Annotated in this window: 14 protein-coding genes and 1 pseudogene; 7 read left to right on the forward strand and 8 right to left on the reverse strand. The window is 69.7% G+C overall.

Annotated features, from left to right (window positions below; genetic code table 11):
• Positions 1 to 276: 276 nt before the first annotated feature.
• The 3 genes from K1J60_RS42285 to K1J60_RS42295 all read right to left on the reverse strand — a co-directional run bounded on the left by K1J60_RS42285 (position 277) and on the right by K1J60_RS42295 (position 2,991).
• Positions 277 to 804, reverse strand: coding sequence for a hypothetical protein (locus tag K1J60_RS42285; protein ID WP_220650844.1), 528 nt, complete (start codon positions 802 to 804; stop codon positions 277 to 279).
• A 107-nt stretch (positions 805 to 911) separates the two neighbouring features.
• A complete protein-coding gene (locus K1J60_RS42290) occupies positions 912 to 2,699 on the reverse strand; it encodes an ABC transporter ATP-binding protein (RefSeq protein ID WP_220650845.1) in 1,788 nt (595 codons plus the stop codon).
• A gap of 76 nt (positions 2,700 to 2,775) precedes the next feature.
• Positions 2,776 to 2,991, reverse strand: a complete 216-nt coding sequence (locus tag K1J60_RS42295) for a hypothetical protein (RefSeq protein ID WP_220650846.1) — start codon at positions 2,989 to 2,991, stop codon at positions 2,776 to 2,778.
• A 321-nt stretch (positions 2,992 to 3,312) separates the two neighbouring features.
• Here K1J60_RS42295 and K1J60_RS42300 point away from each other — a divergent pair, with 321 nt between their 5' ends.
• Positions 3,313 to 4,473, forward strand: a complete 1,161-nt coding sequence (locus K1J60_RS42300; protein WP_220650847.1) for a DUF418 domain-containing protein — start codon at positions 3,313 to 3,315, stop codon at positions 4,471 to 4,473.
• 146 nt (positions 4,474 to 4,619) lie between these two features.
• Positions 4,620 to 4,874 carry an RICIN domain-containing protein gene (locus K1J60_RS46510; protein WP_317619742.1) on the forward strand — a complete coding sequence of 85 codons (255 nt, stop codon included), beginning with the start codon at positions 4,620 to 4,622 and terminating at the stop codon, positions 4,872 to 4,874.
• 356 nt (positions 4,875 to 5,230) lie between these two features.
• Here K1J60_RS46510 and K1J60_RS42310 read toward each other — a convergent pair whose 3' ends face one another.
• From K1J60_RS42310 to K1J60_RS42320, 4 genes and pseudogenes are all read right to left on the reverse strand, one after another.
• Positions 5,231 to 6,298, reverse strand: coding sequence for an alkene reductase (locus tag K1J60_RS42310; RefSeq protein WP_220650849.1), 1,068 nt, complete (start codon positions 6,296 to 6,298; stop codon positions 5,231 to 5,233).
• Positions 6,299 to 6,544: 246 nt separating this feature from the next.
• Positions 6,545 to 7,003 (reverse strand): annotated as a pseudogene (locus K1J60_RS46515) (ATP-binding protein); the annotation flags it as partial.
• Positions 7,004 to 7,059: 56 nt separating this feature from the next.
• Positions 7,060 to 8,949 (reverse strand): propionyl-CoA synthetase, encoded by a 1,890-nt coding sequence (locus K1J60_RS42315; protein WP_220650850.1) that lies wholly within the window; start codon positions 8,947 to 8,949, stop codon positions 7,060 to 7,062.
• 198 nt (positions 8,950 to 9,147) lie between these two features.
• Positions 9,148 to 10,059: an alpha/beta hydrolase gene (locus K1J60_RS42320; RefSeq protein ID WP_220650851.1), complete on the reverse strand. Its 912-nt coding sequence runs from the start codon at positions 10,057 to 10,059 to the stop codon at positions 9,148 to 9,150.
• A 474-nt stretch (positions 10,060 to 10,533) separates the two neighbouring features.
• Between K1J60_RS42320 and K1J60_RS42325 the strand changes: the two genes are divergently transcribed.
• Positions 10,534 to 10,785: a hypothetical protein gene (locus K1J60_RS42325; RefSeq protein WP_220650852.1), complete on the forward strand. Its 252-nt coding sequence runs from the start codon at positions 10,534 to 10,536 to the stop codon at positions 10,783 to 10,785.
• 68 nt (positions 10,786 to 10,853) lie between these two features.
• Here K1J60_RS42325 and K1J60_RS42330 read toward each other — a convergent pair whose 3' ends face one another.
• Positions 10,854 to 11,477: a TetR/AcrR family transcriptional regulator gene (locus tag K1J60_RS42330; RefSeq protein WP_220650853.1), complete on the reverse strand. Its 624-nt coding sequence runs from the start codon at positions 11,475 to 11,477 to the stop codon at positions 10,854 to 10,856.
• A 149-nt stretch (positions 11,478 to 11,626) separates the two neighbouring features.
• Between K1J60_RS42330 and K1J60_RS42335 the strand changes: the two genes are divergently transcribed.
• The 4 genes from K1J60_RS42335 (at position 11,627) to K1J60_RS42350 (ending at position 15,351) form a co-directional block, all read left to right on the forward strand.
• Positions 11,627 to 12,622, forward strand: coding sequence for an NADP-dependent oxidoreductase (locus K1J60_RS42335; protein ID WP_220650854.1), 996 nt, complete (start codon positions 11,627 to 11,629; stop codon positions 12,620 to 12,622).
• A gap of 66 nt (positions 12,623 to 12,688) precedes the next feature.
• The gene (locus tag K1J60_RS42340) at positions 12,689 to 13,555 is read left to right on the forward strand and encodes an alpha/beta fold hydrolase (protein WP_220650855.1); all 867 of its coding nucleotides are present in this window, start codon (positions 12,689 to 12,691) and stop codon (positions 13,553 to 13,555) included.
• 33 nt (positions 13,556 to 13,588) lie between these two features.
• Positions 13,589 to 14,395, forward strand: a complete 807-nt coding sequence (locus K1J60_RS42345; protein WP_220650856.1) for a strictosidine synthase — start codon at positions 13,589 to 13,591, stop codon at positions 14,393 to 14,395.
• Positions 14,396 to 14,517: 122 nt separating this feature from the next.
• Positions 14,518 to 15,351, forward strand: a complete 834-nt coding sequence (locus tag K1J60_RS42350; protein ID WP_220650857.1) for an enoyl-CoA hydratase/isomerase family protein — start codon at positions 14,518 to 14,520, stop codon at positions 15,349 to 15,351.
• Positions 15,352 to 15,560 lie beyond the last annotated feature (209 nt).

A 15,560-nucleotide genomic window follows, 5' to 3' on the forward strand; every position in this document is an offset into this window, starting at 1 on the left:
CGGAACGAAGCCCGCCGACGGCCTCAGACGAGGAAGCAACATTTGTTCGATCTCTCATGCTCTTCCGTCGGCTCACGAGGCCATGGTCCGCGGCCGGCAAACGGGCGCCGGCGCCCTGACCTGCGCTCCGCCGAGCATGCACGCTCGTCCCGCTCCCCGCCCTGACCGTCTCTGGTGCTGCGGTCGGACAGTCAACGTCCCGGCACCAGGCGGACAGCTCCGGTTTCCGCCTCGCCCACGGCGGACTACGAGAGCCACACGTGACAAGTCGCCACGTCACTTCAGCAGCGTGCTGACCAAGGCGACGGCCACTCCCAGGATCGCGTCGGCACAGCCGATCTGGAGAGCTCGTCCCCATGTGCTGCCCGCGGCCTGGGAAGCCAGCACGCCCCAGCCCAGCAGCAGGACGGTGTTGATGCCGAAGGCGACGTACTCGATGCCTGCCGAGCACCACCAGCCAAGGCCCGCCCCCCACAGCAGCAGTGCGGTGGGCAGTGCCGCCACCACCAGCGGCCATTCGGCGAGCACGGCGCGTACCACACCCCGCACGCCGGGACGTCCCTGCGCGTCGCGGTGGGCGATCTGGTGGGCATAACCGTGGGCCAGGGCCGAGGCGAGGGCGGTGAACAGGACCCACAGGGCGTCGTCCATGCGTGCCGCTCGAGTCGTTTCGCCGAACTGGGTGAGCGCGGCGACGGCCGAACTCGACACCAGCAGCCCGTACACGCCGCCGAACAGCGCGGTCGGCTGCGCCAGCCAGCTCCACACCGCTCGTCTGTGACGGATGGCGGACTCGGTGTACATGGGGGGCCTTTCGCGGTCTTGGTCTGTGTGGGTGTGGGTGTGGGTGTGGTGGTTGTCCGGCCGGGCGTGGGGCAGTGGCCGACCGGACCACCTCGCGTGTGGTGGGGTCATCGGGCGGGGGTCAGGAGCTGGGTGGCGGCCAGTTGTGCGTACAACTCGTCCTCGCCCACCAGCTCCTCGTGGGTGCCGACGGCCCGGACCCGTCCGGCCTCCATCACGACGATCCGCTCGGCTCCCGTCACCGTCGACAGGCGGTGGGCCACCACCAGCACGGTGGTCTCCCGCGCCACCTCCGTGAGGACGTCCCGCAGCGCCAGCTCGTTGACGGCGTCGAGTTGCGAGGTCGCCTCGTCCAGGAGCAGCAGGCGGGGCCTGCGCAGCAGGGCGCGGGCGATGGCGACGCGCTGCCCCTCGCCGCCGGACAGCTTGGAGCCGCGGTGTCCGACCGGGGTGTCCAGGCCGTGGGGCAGGCGCTCGACGAGGGTGTCGAGTTTCGTGCGGGCCAGGACGTCGCGGATGTCGTCGTCCGTCGCGCCGGGCGCCGCGAAGACGAGATTCTCCCGCAGGGTGCCGGCCAGGACGGGCGCGTCCTGTTCCACGTACCCGATGGCAGACCGCAGCTCGGACAGGGACCAGTCCTGGACGTCCTTGCCGTCGACCAGGACCCGGCCGCCGGTGACCTCGTGGAACCGCTCGATGAGCGCGAAGACCGTCGACTTGCCCGCGCCCGAGGGACCGACGAAGGCCGTCGTCCCCGTGTCCGGCACCTCGAAGCTGACCTGGTGGTGGACGTACGGCAGACCGGGCCGGTAGCGGAAGGACACGTCCTCGAAGCGGACCGACGCCGGGCCCGGCACCGGCGCCTGCTGCCGGGGCGGGGTGTCCTGCCGCCCGATGACCGGCTCCGCCGCCAGACGTTCCACGGCCGCGATCCGGGAGATGGCGGCCGACCCCTCCTGGTAGGAGGACGCGGCGTCGACCAGCCGGGACACCGGCTCCATCAGATAGAAGAGGTACAGCAGGAAGGCGATGAGGGTGGAGACCGGGATCTCCCCGGACGCCACGCGCGCCCCGCCGACGGCGAGCACCGCGAGGAAGGCCAGCTGTACGGCGAGTTCGTCGGCCGAGCCCGCCGCGGCCTCCCACTTCGCGCTCTTCACGCCGTGCCACCAGGCCCGCCGTGCCGCCGCCTCCACCCGGGCGGTCTCCCGGCCCTCGGCGCCGGACGCCTTCACCGTACGGAACGCCCCGAAGGCCCGCTCCAACGCGACGGAGATCTCCCCGACCGCCTGCTGCGACCGTTCGGTGGCCCGCGCGATCCGCGGCATCACCAGTGCGACGGCCCCGCCGACCAGCACGACCACGCCGAGCGTCACACCCAGCAGCACGGCGTCGAGGAACGCCATCATCACGATCGCCGCGACGAACGCGACCGCGCCGGTGGCCGCGGAGACGACCGCCTGGGTGCTGACCGCCCGCAGCAGCGTCGTGTCCGAGGTGACGCGGGACATCAGATCACCCGGCGGGATCCGCTCGAACTCCGCGAGCCGCAGCCGCAACAGCCGCCCCACCACGGTGCGTCGGGCGGCCAGGACCACCGACTCCGCCGTCCGCTCCAGCACATACGCGCCGAACGCCTCGACCGCCGTGCCCACCACCACCAGCACGGTGAGCCCGATCAGGATCCCGGTGATCGTCCCACCGGAGGCCATCCGGTCCACCAGCGCCTTCGTGGCCAGCGGCTGCAACAGCGCCCCGGCGGCCCCCACCAAGGCACACAACAGACCAAGGGCAACGGCCCAACGGTGCGGCCGGACATACCCGTAGAGCGCCCTGACCGTCTCCCGGGCAGACAGGGACGTCTCATCCTTCGCCGGGGCGGATGCGGTGTTCACAACATTCCTTCCTTCTGCGGTCCGCCCGGCACCGCATAGACGGTGCCGGGCGGACGGGGCGTGATGGTGTGCCGACTCAGCGGACGAGTCCGGCGGTGCTCGATGAAAAGGCGCGCACCAACGCTTCGGGGAGCTCAGGGCGTACGACGACCAGGACGAGGGCGCCCGCAGCCAGCACCAGGCCGAGGAACTCCAGGAAGTCGCCCCTGCGAGGGACCACGTCATGCCCCGGTTCGTCAGCCGGTGAGGCGTGGGAGGTGTCGGGCTCCGTGTGCCGCGCACGGTGTGTCATGCCTCCACCCTGGAAGCCCGGCCGCCCCGCATCCATCCGGCAACCGTCGGGTCCACCCCCGCCGAGTGGCTGGACAAGACCACCGCCCGGTCGCAACGGACCGGTTCGGGGACGAGGGCCGCCGGTTGGCAGGGCGGTACCCGCCGGTCGGCGGGGGCGTTACCGAAGCCTGCCGGATGGCCCGCCCCCTGAGCTCCGCGCGAGGTTTGCCGTATGACACAGACGCAGCCGCCGCAGGAGACATCAGCTCTCCCGGAGAACTCACCTCCGCCACCCCGAACCTCCCCCGAGTCCGCCGTGCCGGCCTCGGCCGGTCCCTCGATGGGACGCCTAGTCGGGGTGGACCTGGCCCGCGCGCTGGCGGTGTTCGGCATGTACGTCGTGCACATCGGCCCCCCGCTGTCCGCCACGACCGGCGTGGCGAGCTGGATCCGCTACATAGCGGACGGTCACTCGTCGGTCCTGTTCGCCACTCTCGCCGGGTTCTCGCTGATGCTGATCGCCGGCCGCCGCGAGCCGAAGACGGGCCTGGCGGGCCGGCAGGCGAGGGCCCGTATCGCGATCCGCGCCGTGATCCTGCTGGTGCTGGGCACCGTGCTGGCGATGGAGTACGGGGGAGTGATCATCCTCGGTTTCTACGGCGTCTACTTCCTCCTCGCCCTGCCCCTGGTGCGCCTGAGCGCCAGGACTCTCGCGATCATCGCTGCCGCGTTCGCCCTCGTCACACCGCAGTTGGCGTTCGTCCTGACCTCGCTGCTGACTTCGTCGGTCCAGGAGAGCATCAACGCCTACGACCCGCTCCGCCGCCTCAGCGAGGTGGGCGTGCTCGACCTGCTGTTCACCGGCTTCTACCCGGCGCTCACGTGGATGTCGTTCGTGATCGCGGGCATGGCACTGGGCCGTCTCGACCTGTCCTCCGGCACCGTTCAGAAGCGCCTCGCCGCGCTCGGCGCCTCCCTCACCGCGGCCGCCTACAGCATGTCCCTGCTGCTCGCCGGATCGGGCGCGTTGAGGAGCATGGCGGAAGACGGGTCGTCGTCCGGCAGCTCCGGTTCGATGCCCCCCGCCAGCGGTTCGATGCCCCCGGACGGGGGGTCGTTCCCCGAGATGTCCGCGTCGTACCTGCTGAAGGCGGGGCCGCACAGCGGCACCACGTTCGACATCATCGGCAGCGTGGGCGTCGCGATCCTCGTGATCGTGGGCGCGACGGTGGCGATGGACCGCCTGCCGCGACTGCGCCGCCTGGCGAAGCCGGTCATCGCCGTGGGCACCATGTCCCTGACCGCCTACGTCGGCCACTTCCTCGCCCAGTCCGCGCTGTCCGTGCCCGCCGGGACCGGCACCCAGCAATCATGGGTGCCGCTGCTCATGTTCGTCCTCGGGGCGACCGTGTTCGCCGCGGTCTGGTCCCGCTTCTTCCGCCGAGGTCCCCTGGAATTCCTCCTCAACGCCGCCACCAAGCCGGCGAAGCACATCCGATGAGACCCGCCGGGGTGGGACGCCCCCTCGCTCCACCCCGGCACCGAGATGCCCGAGCAGTTCCTCATCCCCTTCCCAGACTCCGACTCCGAGCCCCTGTCGGCCCTCGACAGGACGGCACTGCGGGCCCTGAAAAGCGCCGCACCGACATGGAGCCCTCGATCTACGAGATCAAGGGTCTGGTCAGCGGCAAGGTCTTGGAGGCCGCGGGCCTCTCCCGCGCCGACGGCGGCAACGTGGTCATCCGGGGGGGGGGCCAACGCCGCCAGCAGCACTGGGCCATCACGCCCACGGGTGATGGCTACTACTTCCTCAACAACCGCTACAGCGGGCTCTGCCTCGCCGTCGACGAGGGCAGCACCGCCGACGGAGCCACCATCGAGCACAGCCGTACCCGTCACTGACGCGGCAGCAGTGGTAGATCATCGCCGTCTGACGATCCCGACGACGGTCGTCGCCTCTACCGACGCCCACCGCTGGTGCCGATGCGGAGCCGCGCGAGCATCCGCTCGGCGCTGCCCGGCGCGCGTGCGGTGGGGGGGTGGGGGGATCACCGCAGGCGGTCCGGGCACCGGCCGCTGGGCGAAGTGCAGGTGGCGCACTCCCTCGATCTCGGCGCGGACGCCGGGGTGTGAGGTGAAACCGCTGCGGCGCACGTCGGTCGCGGCCCGTAACTCCTCGGGTCGCCGGCCTCCGTGCGCCGCAGCTGTGTCGAGGCGCCCGAAGGTGGTGGTTCGCTCGGGCGCCGGGCTGCTCTTCGTCAGGCGGCGTGGGTGGGGTAGTCGGTGTAGCCGGCCGCGCCGCCGCCGTAGAAGGTGGCGGGGTCGGGGGTGTTCAGGGGGGCGCCTGAGCGTACGCGCTCGACGAGGTCGGGATTGGCGAGGGCCATGGTGCCGACGGTGACGACGTCGGCCAGGCCGTCTTCGACGTCCTTGGCGCGGGTGGCGATGTCGGCACCGGCCCGGTTGAGGATCAGCGTGGTCGGCCACAACTTGCGGAGGGTGTGCAGGAGTTCGTCGTCGCCGCCGTGGCCGATGTGCAGGTAGGCGAGGTTGAGGGGGGCGAGGGCGCGCACGAGGTGCGGGTAGAGCTCGTGCGGGTCGCTCTCCGCGAGGTCGTTGAGCTTGAAGGGGTTGCCGGGAGAGATCCGGATGCCGGTGCGGCCGGCGCCGATCTCGTCGGCCACGGCCGTGGCGACCTCCACCGCGAAACGGATGCGGTTGTCGAGGGAGCCCCCGTACTGGTCGGTGCGCTGGTTGGCGCTGGGGAAGAGGAACTGGTTGACCAGGTAGCCGTTGGCCCCGTGGATCTCGACGCCGTCGGCGCCGGCCGCGATGGCGGCCGCGGCGGCGTGCCGGAAGTCGTCGACCGTCGCGGCGACCTCCTCGGTGGACAGTTCGCGCGGCTCCGGCATCTCCTGGAGCCCGGACGGGGTGAACGTCTGGCCGGCCGGCTTGATCGCGGAGGGTGCCACCGGCTGCCGGTGGTGGGGGGTGTTGTCCGGGTGGGAGATGCGTCCGGCGTGCATCAGCTGGATGACGATGCGTCCGTCGGCCTTGTGTACGGCATCGGTGACCTTGCGCCAGCCGGCGATGTGATCCTCGGTGTAGATGCCCGGGGTCACCGGGTAGCCCTGGCCGTCGGCGGAGGGCTGGGTGCCCTCGGTGATGATGAGCGCGTGCGAGGCGCGCTGGGCGTAGTACTCGGCGTTCAGCTCGGTCGGCACGCCGTCCGGGGTGGCCCTGCTGCGGGTCAGGGGGGCCATGGCCAGCCGGTGCGGCAGGGAGATCTCTCCGACGACGGTCGGGTTCCACAAGGCGTTGGGCATGGGGGATTCCTCAGGTGATGGGTGATGGTTTCGAAAGGGCGGGGGCGGACACCGCGTGGACGTGGGCACCGGGCTCTTCTGCTTCCGGGTCCGAAGACGCACCCGCCCTGCGCCCGCCGGCCGAGTCGGAGTCGGCATCGGCATCGGCCTATAAAATTACGATCGTAATGCTATGTGATCGGGTGGGCTGTGGCAAGTGGGTCCCGGCATGGGGCACGAAGCCGCGGCGCAGCTCGCGCAAGAACCTCACGCCAGAGCGGATGGGAGTTCCGCAATGGAAGCTGGAATCGCCTGCTCCGCCCAGATGACCTTGCCCTCGCGGTTGTGCCGTGTGCCCCAGTGTTCGGTGGGGTGGGCGACGAGGAACAGGCCGCGGCCGCCCTCGTCGAAGACCCGGGCACGACGCAGGTGCGGGGCGGTGCTGCTGGCGTCGGAGACTTCGCGTCAGGGCGGACTGCAGGATCATCCGTAGTTGGATGGGGCTCTTGCCGTAGCGGATGGCGGTCGTCACCAGTTCGCTGACCGCGAGTTCGCTGACCGCGAGTTCGCTGACCACGAGTCGCTGACCACGAGTTCGGTGGTGAAGGCCAGTTCTTCCAGCCCTCAGGCGGTCAGTTGATCGGATGCCTGGACGCGGGCCGTGGAGACGACTGCCGGGTCGCCGACGAGACCCCAGGTCGCGACATGATCGGTGTCAAAGCTCCGGTGGGCAGTCCGCCGGGCGCGCCCGCCCACCGTCAGCCAGGGAAGGCGACAGCCGATCACGGGGTGTGACCGGTGCGGCGGAGAACAGGTCGCAGGGCCTCGATGACACCGGGGTCGTCCACTGTGGAGGGGATGGGTTCGTCGTGCCCGTCGGCGATGCCGCGCATCGTCTTGCGGAGGATCTTTCCCGAGCGGGTCTTGGGCAGGGCGGCTACTACCGCGACGTCCTTGAGGGAGGCGACGGCGCCGATGCGCTCGCGCACGAGCTGGACGAGTTCGGCCTCGACGTCGCCCGGTTCGCGGTCGACGTCGGCTTTCAGGACGACGAAGCCGCGCGGTACCTGCCCCTTCAAGGCGTCGGCGACGCCGATGACGGCGCATTCGGCGACGTCGGGATGGGCGGCCAGGGCCTCTTCCATGCTGCCGGTGGACAGGCGGTGTCCGGCGACGTTGATGACGTCGTCGGTGCGGCCCATGACGAAGACGTAGCCGTCGTCGTCGATGTGACCGCTGTCGCCGGTCAGGTAGTAGCCGGTGTAGGCGGAGAGGTAGGAGGCGACGTACCGGTCGTCGTCCTGCCAGAGCGTGGGCAGTGCGCCGGGTGGCAGCGGGAGCCGCACGACGATCGCGCCGTCGACGCCTGCGGGCACCGGCTCGCCCGCAGCGTCGAGGACCCGGACGTCCCATCCCGGCAGCGGGCGGGTGGGAGACCCGGGCTTGAGGGGAGCCGCCTCGATGCCCACCGGGTTGGCGACGATGGGCCAGCCGGTCTCGGTCTGCCACCAGTGGTCGATCACGGGGATGCCCAGCAGATCGGTCGCCCAGTGGTAGGTCTCGGGATCGAGGCGCTCGCCGGCGAGGAAGAGGTGGCGCAGACCGGTCAGGTCGTAGCCCGCGGTGAGCGTTCCCTTCGGGTCCTGCTTGCGGATGGCCCGGAAGGCGGTGGGTGCCGTGAACATGGTCTTCACCCGGTGCTCGGCGGCGACGCGCCAGAACTGGCCCGCGTCCGGTGTGCCGACCGGCTTGCCCTCGTACAGCACCGTCGTCGCGCCGACCAGCAAAGGCGCGTAGACGATGTACGAGTGCCCCACGACCCAGCCGACATCGGAGCCGGTGAACATCGTCTCGCCCGGGCCCACGTCGTAGACGGCCCCCATCGACCAGTGGAGGGCGACCGCGTAGCCGCCGCAGTCACGCACGACTCCCTTGGGCTTTCCGGTGGTTCCGGAGGTGTAGAGGATGTAGAGGGGGTCGGTTGCGGGGACGGGAACACAGTCGGCCGGCGGCGCGGCAGCCACCAGGTCGGCCCAGTCGAGATCGTGAGGTCCCAACTCGGCCGTCTCCTGCGGGCGTTGCAGGATCACGCTCTTCTCCGGCTTGTGGGCCGCGAGCTCGATCGCCTCATCGAGCAGGGGCTTGTACGCGATGACACGCTTGCCCTCGATGCCGCAGGAGGCGGAGACGACCACCTTGGGGGCCGCGTCATCGATGCGCAGCGCGAGTTCGCGCGGGGCGAACCCGCCGAAGACGACCGAGTGCACCGCGCCGATACGTGCGCAGGCCAGCATCGCGACAACGGCCTCGGGGACCATCGGCATGTAGATCACCACACGGTCGCCGTGCCCGACACCGAGCCGCGCGAGTGCTCCAGCGAAAGCCGCCACCTCGTCCCTCAGCTGGAGATAGGTGTAGGTGCGCCGGGTGTCGGTCACGGGTGAGTCATAGATGAGCGCAGCCTGTTCACCGCGGCCGGCTTCGACGTGCCGGTCGACCGCGTTGAAACAGACGTTGAGCCGACCGTCGGGAAACCAGCGGTGGAAGGGAGCGCCCGAGGAGTCCAGGGCGCGTCGTGGGGTGACATCCCAGTCGATGCCCTCCGCCGCCTTCAGCCAGAAGTTCTCCGGGTCCTCGGTACTGGCGCGGAAGACATCCTCGTATGTTCCCATCGCGCACTCCTTTGTGGCATCAAGGGACGGTGGTGTGGCTGTGTGCGGAACCGTGTCGGACACAAGTACCGCATGTCGGCGACATGGTCGAGCAGGATGCCGGCGACCGGCGGATCGGTCACCGGCATCGCGGTGGTGCGGCGGTGCGGCGGTCCGGCGGTCCGGCCGAGAGGCCGCTCCGCCCGGTGTGGCTTCAGCTCACGCGCCGAGGTGCTTGCGGAGCCACTGACCCATCTGCTGGATCGCCTCGTCGACCTCGGGTACGCGCCCCGCGCCCAGGACGAACGAGTGCTGTCCCTCGGGCAGCGGGTGGACCTCGGAGGTGACCTTGAAGTCCTTGAGGCGACGGCCCAGTTGGGCGCCGTCGTCGGCGAGGGTCTCGTACTCGCCGTAGAGGACGATCGTGGGAGGCAGGCCGGTCAGATCGGCGTTCACGAGGCTGATCTTCGGATCGGCGAAGTCCACTCCGGGCTCCTGGAGCCAGGCTCCACGGAAGAGCTCAAGAGTGTTCCTGCTGAGCATCTTGTCGTTGTCCTCGTTCTCGTCCACCGACGCGTTCTGCAGGGTGAGGTCGGTCCACGGCGAGACGCTGACGATCGCGCCCGGGGTCGCCTCCCCCTGCGCGAGCAGGCGCAGCGGGAGCATCACCGCGAGGGTGCCGCCGATCGAATGGCCCGTGCTGCCGATGTTCCGCGGCTCATAGCCCTGCGAGAGCAGCCACCGGTACGCCGTCTCGGCGTCGTCGAGCTGCGCCGGGTAAGGGTGTTCGGGCGCCAGGCGGAAGTCCACGACGAGAGAGCGGGCGCCCGCCGCCTTCGCGATATGGCCGGCGGCCTTGCGGTCCGAGTGCATCGAGGCGGTGACCGACCCGCCGAAGTGGAAGTGGAGCAGAGCCCGGTCGGGATCGGCTCCCTCGGGGATGGCCCAGAGGGCGGGGACGCCGCCCGCGTCCACCTCGGCGTACGTGACGCCTTCCGGCTCGGTCGACGCCTTGTGGTTCGAGTCGACGATGTCGCGGACGATGGCCAGGTCGAGCCCCGGCGTCGAGGACTTCGCGCTCACGCTCTCGAGGAACTGGGCGAACTGCTGTGCCTCTGGGCTTGCTCCCATGGTGGTGCTCCTTCGCAGGTTGCTGCCACGCCCACGTCCCGCGTGCAGCCAGGTTGATGTGCTGGTCGTGACGCTACTGTCTGAGTATAGAAAAGTAAACTCAGGAGGTTCGGGATCATCTCTGGCTGCGGGGGCGCGGCGGCGCTGTGCGGGCGACCGAGAGCGATCGACGCTCCAGAATCTCTGCCGTTGCGGATCAGCGGTCTGAGGTCCGACTGTCTTTCCCGTCAGGATCCTGTACTGCCTTTGCTCGCAATCGACCCTGGAACCTTCGGGCGAGCTGACGGTACCGAGCCACCCGGGAGCGAACGCCGCAGGCGCCGAAACCAGGCCTGGGGTCTGGAACGGATACCAGTTGAAACGCGCTTCCGGCCGCAACGCGAACTCGCTTCCCGAGACGATGGGCGAGACGACCGTGAGAACGGTGCGGAGGAGTAGTCCCCCGTCGCCGGGACCGGTGCGGCGGAACGCCTGATGGTGATGCTTGAGGACGCCGGACTGCAGCCGCGTCTGTTTGCCGGGACCGTCCCGGATCCGACGGCCGATTCGCTTGGCGCCGGCCTGACCGTGTGGCGGGAACGCGCGGCGGACTCGGTGATCGGATTTGGTGGACAGGGTTTGCGGCTGTCCGTTGTCCGGACTGCCGGACTGCCGGTCAGGATGTTCTTGCCGAGTTGCGCGGCGCGGATCGCGGTGACGTTCCCGCGGTTCCGGCGCCGATGGTGACGGCGCCGTAGCGCGTACTCACGAAGTGCCCCCGCTCCGGGGAGATGGTCGGCTCGTGGAGCGAGTGGTCATGCGGCGCGGATGTGCGGCGCCAGGGTGGCGTGGATCTGGTCGCGGATGTCGGCGAGCACGGCTTCGTCGCTGCGGTGCAGCCACACGGTGGCGGTGGTGCTGATGTGGATGATCGCGGTGATCACCCGCGCCAGCGTTGCCGCGTCGGCGGCGCCGATGTCCTCGTTGCGGGTGAGCAGGCCGGTGATGCCGTCCTCGAGGCGGCCGGCAAGGGTCAGGCCCGCTTGCCGGTAGGGCTCGGCCGGGTCGCCGAAGATGAGTTCGTGCACGTATGTGCGGCCGTTCTCGATGTGCTCCCTCACGCACTCCACCACGGGGCGGATGAGAGCGATGACCGGCTCCAGCGCGCCCTGTCCGACGGCGGCGTTCGCGGCGGCGAGGCCGGAATCGACGGCGGCGGCGAACTTCTCGTTCTGCACCATGATCAGCAATTCGGCCTTCGTGGACGCGTACAGGTAGAGCGTCCCGATCGCGACATCGGCCCGGCGGGCGATCTGCTGCGTCGTGACCCTGTCGACGCCGTGTTCGGCGAACAGCTCGCGGGCTGCGGTCATGATGCGCTCGCGCTTGGCCTGTTTGGCCCTCTCGCGGCGCCCGATCGGCATGTGACCGCTTCCCATGGGGACCTCCCTTGACAATATTTCTGAGTGGACTCATAGTTGAGTGTACTCGGAGTTGCTGGGCGGGGCGAGGCCCCGGATGTCGCACCGGGTTCGCCGATCCAGTCTCAGACCTGGATAAATAGGACAAGCGTTAGGAGTGGCGCCCCATGCGAGCGTTCGTCGTCACCAAGTACAAGGAGCCGCTGCAGGAGGCGGACGTCCCCGAGCCCACCGTGGGGGAGCGCGACGTGCTGGTCCGGGTGGAGGCCGCCGGGCTGAACCCGCTGGATGAGAAGATCCGCGCCGGTGAGTTCAAGCAGATCCTGCCCTACAAGCTCCCGCTGATCCTGGGCAACGACGTAGCGGGCACCGTCATCGGCGTCGGGACGGCGGTTCGCGGCTTCAAGCCCGGAGACGAGGTCTACGCCCGGCCCGACCAGGACCGCATCGGCACGTTCGCCGAGCGCATCGCCGTAGCGGAGGGCGACCTGGCGCTCAAGCCCGCCTCGATCAGCATGGAAGAGGCCGGCTCACTGCCGCTGGCGGCGCTCACGGCGTGGCAGGCGCTGGTGGAGCGCGGGAAGGTGCGGCCCGGGCAGAAGGTCCTCATCCACGCCGGCGCCGGCGGGGTCGGTTCGATCGCGATCCAGCTCGCCGCGCACCTCGGGGCGAGCGTCGCCACGACCGCCAGTGGCTCCAACGCGGACTTCGTGCGCGCGCTCGGCGCGGACACGGTGATCGATTACCGCACCCAGGACTTCGAACAGCTCCTGACCGGCTACGACCTGGTGCTGGACAGCATCGGTGGGGAGACCCTCGAGAAGTCCCTGCGGGTGCTCAAGCCCGGCGGCAAAGCCATCGGGATCACCGGTCCCCCGGACCCCGCGTTCGCCCGCGAGGCCGGCCTGAACCCGCTGCTGCGCCTCGCGGTCGCAGCCCTGAGCCGCAAGATCCGCAGGCAGGCCAAGAAGCTCGGCGTGACGTACGAGTTCCTGTTCATGCGCGCCAGCGGCGACCAGCTCCGCCAGATAACCACCCTCATCGACCAGGGCGCGGTACGCCCGGTCGTGGGAAAGGTGGTCCCCTTCGACCAGACCCCGCACGCGCTGCAGTCCCTGTCCCAGGGCGGCATCCGCGGCAAGGCCGTCATCGGCACCAGCTGACCCGCCGCAACCGCGACGGGCGACACGAAACACACAGCGACACAGAACACGCAAGGAGAATCCGTCATGAGCAGCACCGGCACCCCGAACGAAGCCGTCATCACCTCCTACGCGAAGGCCCCGGCCCGCACCGTCAGCGCCGGTGGCGTCACCTACGCCTACCGCGAGCTGGGACCGAAGGGCGGTATCCCCGTCGTCTTCTTCGTCCACCTCGCCGCGACCCTGGACAACTGGGATCCCCGCATCATCGATCCCATCGCGAAGGGCCGTCACGTCATCGCCTTCGACAACCGCGGCGTCGGGGCATCCACCGGCCAGGTGCCGGACAGTGTCGAGGCGATGGCCGACGACGCCTACACCTTCATCAAGGCGCTCGGGTACGACAAGATCGACGTCTTCTCCTTCTCCCTCGGCGGCATGGTCGCCCAGGCCCTGGTGGTCAAGCACCCCGAGCTCATCCGCAAGCTCGTCCTCACCGGCACCGGGCCCAAGGGCGGCAAGGACATGGACAAGGTCGCCAGAACCACCTACTGGGACATCCTGCGCGCCACCTTGACCCGTTCGGACCCCAAGGAGTTCCTGTTCTTCAACCGCGACGCCACCGGCAAGGCCGCCGGGCGCGCGTTCGTCAACCGGCTCAAGGAGCGCACCGTCGACCGCGACGCGGACATCAAGACCAAGGCGTTCCAGACGCAGCTGAAGGCGATCAAGAAGTGGGGGCGCTCCGCCCCCGACGACCTGTCGTCGATCACGCAGCCCACCCTGATCGCCAACGGCGACAACGACCGCATGGTGCCGTCGGTCCTGTCGGAGGACCTGCACCGGCGCATCAAGGGCAGCGAGCTGATCATCTACCCCGACTCCGGGCACGGCGGCATCTTCCAGTACCACCAGGAATTCGCCCCCTTGGCGGTCGAGTTCCTGGCCCGATGACCACCGCCTGACCAGGAAGATAAGGGCAACACCATGAGCACGTCACCGGCCGCCGCGCCCCTGGAAGTGAAGAAGCCTCTCACCTCCTCGATCCTGCTGTGGGTGCGCACCGACCAGCCCCGCCAGAGGGGCATGGACCACTGGAAGGGCCCGCACTCAGGGATCATCTCCGCCACCCCGGGCCTGGATGAGTACCGGCAGATCCACCTCGCCGAGCACAACACGGGCCTGTGGCCGGCCATCGACGGGGTCCAGACCGCGATCCCCGCCGACCGGAAGATCGACGGCGTCGCGGAAGTCACCTTCCAATCGGTGCTCGCACCCCTGAAAGGGCGCGAGCAGACGAAGCTGGCCTACGCCGACGAGATCAACGTGTTCCGCCGCACCCTTCTCTACGCCGGCCCGCCGAACTCCTCTCGGTGGTACGACGTCGCAGGCCCCGGAGAGGCGGTCGGTGCCCGCGCGCTGATCTACCTTCGCCGCAGGGAGGGGGTCGGCGCCGGCGCCTTCCGGAAGTTCGTCAACGAGCAGCTCGCTCCCGCGCTCGCCGGGACCGGAGTGCTGAAGGAACTGCGCACGCAGACGTTCCTGCCCTGGATCGAAAAGCTCTGGGACACCCCGGACGTCGCCCACGACAACCCCCGCGACCAGCACTTCCACGCCTCGGTCAGCCTCGGGTTCACCGACACCGCAGCACGGGACGCGTTCTTCACCGGCAAGGTGATCGAGGACCTGTCCAACCGGCTGGCACCGCAAGTCTCCGCGATCCACGCCTACGACGTCGCCGCCGCCCTCAGCTACGTCAAGAACGGCCAGATCCTCCCGCACTACCAGGAGTGAGCGGCGCGCAGACCGGGAGCGGGACCGCCGGATCTGTTCGGTAAATCCATCCGCCCCGGCTTCCTGGTCCCTCCTCGCGCCCCCGTCGCCGTCTGTTACCCCTCACGCATCTGGAGCCAGCCATGAGCGAGCAGCAGAGCACCATCCACTACGAGCGCACCTCACCGCAGATCGCGAAGATCACCTTCGCCAACCCGCCCGTCAACCTCATCGCCGGCGAGACAGTCCTGCGCCTCATCGAGATCGTCACCGAACTGGCCACCGACCCGGACATCCAGGTCGTGCTGTTCGACAGCGCCACCCCCGACTTCTTCTACAACCACTTCGACCTGGCCGCCGCCGCCGACTTCCCCGCCTCCGAGGACCCGGACGCGGTGCCGGCATGGACGAATCTGGTCCTTGAACTCTCCAAAGCGCCGTACATCACCATCGCGGCCATCCGTGGACGCACCCGCGGCGGAGGGAACGAACTCGCCCTCGCCCTCGACCTGCGCTACGCCAGTCGTGAGAAGGCGATCTTCGGACAGCCTGAGGTCGGCAGCGGACTGCTGCCGGGCGGTGGCGGCAGCGAACGCCTGCCCCGGGCCATCGGACGCGACCGCGCCCTGGAAGCCATCCTCACCAGCGACGACTACGACGCCGACACCGCCGAACGCTGGGGCTGGGTCACCCGCGCCCTCCCCGACAGCGAACTCGACGCCTTCGTCGGCACCGTCGCCGCCCGACTCGCCTCCTTCGACCGCACCTCACTCGCCTCGGCCAAAGCCCAGATCAACCGGGCCTCCCTGCCCCCGGACGCGGACCTGGTCGCCGCGTACGGCGAGTTCACCCACTCCCTCACCCTCCCCGGTTTCCTCACCCGGGCCGCAGGCACGCAGGCCGTCGTCGAACAGGCCGGCATCGACTTCGAGTACCGTCTCGGGCACTACATCGGCATCGCCAACCAGCAACGCTGACACCCATCAGAATGAGAGCACGGACGCAGCGGATGCAGCGTCCGTGCTCTTTTGCCGCGGGGTCCACCTGATTCCCGACGCCTTCGGCGCCGTGGTCGGATCGGGCTGCTGCCGGATCGGCCGCCGATGTCATCCACCGCTCGACGGCCGCGACGGTGCACCGCTTCTGGACACCGGCCGGCCAACTGTCCAACGCCATGGATCACCGG

The sequence above is a fragment of the Streptomyces akebiae genome (genome assembly GCF_019599145.1).
In the GTDB taxonomy this organism is placed as follows: Bacteria; Actinomycetota; Actinomycetes; order Streptomycetales; family Streptomycetaceae; genus Streptomyces; species Streptomyces akebiae.

Bases quoted from the DNA above. Each gene is read 5' to 3' on its own strand.
- K1J60_RS42310 (WP_220650849.1), bottom strand. From the start codon at position 6,298: ATGCCCAACGCCTTGTGGAACCCGACCGTCGTCGGAGAGATCTCCCTG.
- K1J60_RS46510 (WP_317619742.1), top strand. From the start codon at position 4,620: ATGGAGCCCTCGATCTACGAGATCAAGGGTCTGGTCAGCGGCAAGGTC.
- K1J60_RS42295 (WP_220650846.1), bottom strand. From the start codon at position 2,991: ATGACACACCGTGCGCGGCACACGGAGCCCGACACCTCCCACGCCTCA.
- K1J60_RS42340 (WP_220650855.1), top strand. From the start codon at position 12,689: ATGAGCAGCACCGGCACCCCGAACGAAGCCGTCATCACCTCCTACGCG.
- K1J60_RS42315 (WP_220650850.1), bottom strand. From the start codon at position 8,949: ATGGGAACATACGAGGATGTCTTCCGCGCCAGTACCGAGGACCCGGAG.
- K1J60_RS42335 (WP_220650854.1), top strand. From the start codon at position 11,627: ATGCGAGCGTTCGTCGTCACCAAGTACAAGGAGCCGCTGCAGGAGGCG.
- K1J60_RS42350 (WP_220650857.1), top strand. From the start codon at position 14,518: ATGAGCGAGCAGCAGAGCACCATCCACTACGAGCGCACCTCACCGCAG.
- K1J60_RS42345 (WP_220650856.1), top strand. From the start codon at position 13,589: ATGAGCACGTCACCGGCCGCCGCGCCCCTGGAAGTGAAGAAGCCTCTC.
- K1J60_RS42300 (WP_220650847.1), top strand. From the start codon at position 3,313: ATGGGACGCCTAGTCGGGGTGGACCTGGCCCGCGCGCTGGCGGTGTTC.
- K1J60_RS42285 (WP_220650844.1), bottom strand. From the start codon at position 804: ATGTACACCGAGTCCGCCATCCGTCACAGACGAGCGGTGTGGAGCTGG.
- K1J60_RS42325 (WP_220650852.1), top strand. From the start codon at position 10,534: ATGGTGATGCTTGAGGACGCCGGACTGCAGCCGCGTCTGTTTGCCGGG.
- K1J60_RS42330 (WP_220650853.1), bottom strand. From the start codon at position 11,477: ATGGGAAGCGGTCACATGCCGATCGGGCGCCGCGAGAGGGCCAAACAG.
- K1J60_RS42320 (WP_220650851.1), bottom strand. From the start codon at position 10,059: ATGGGAGCAAGCCCAGAGGCACAGCAGTTCGCCCAGTTCCTCGAGAGC.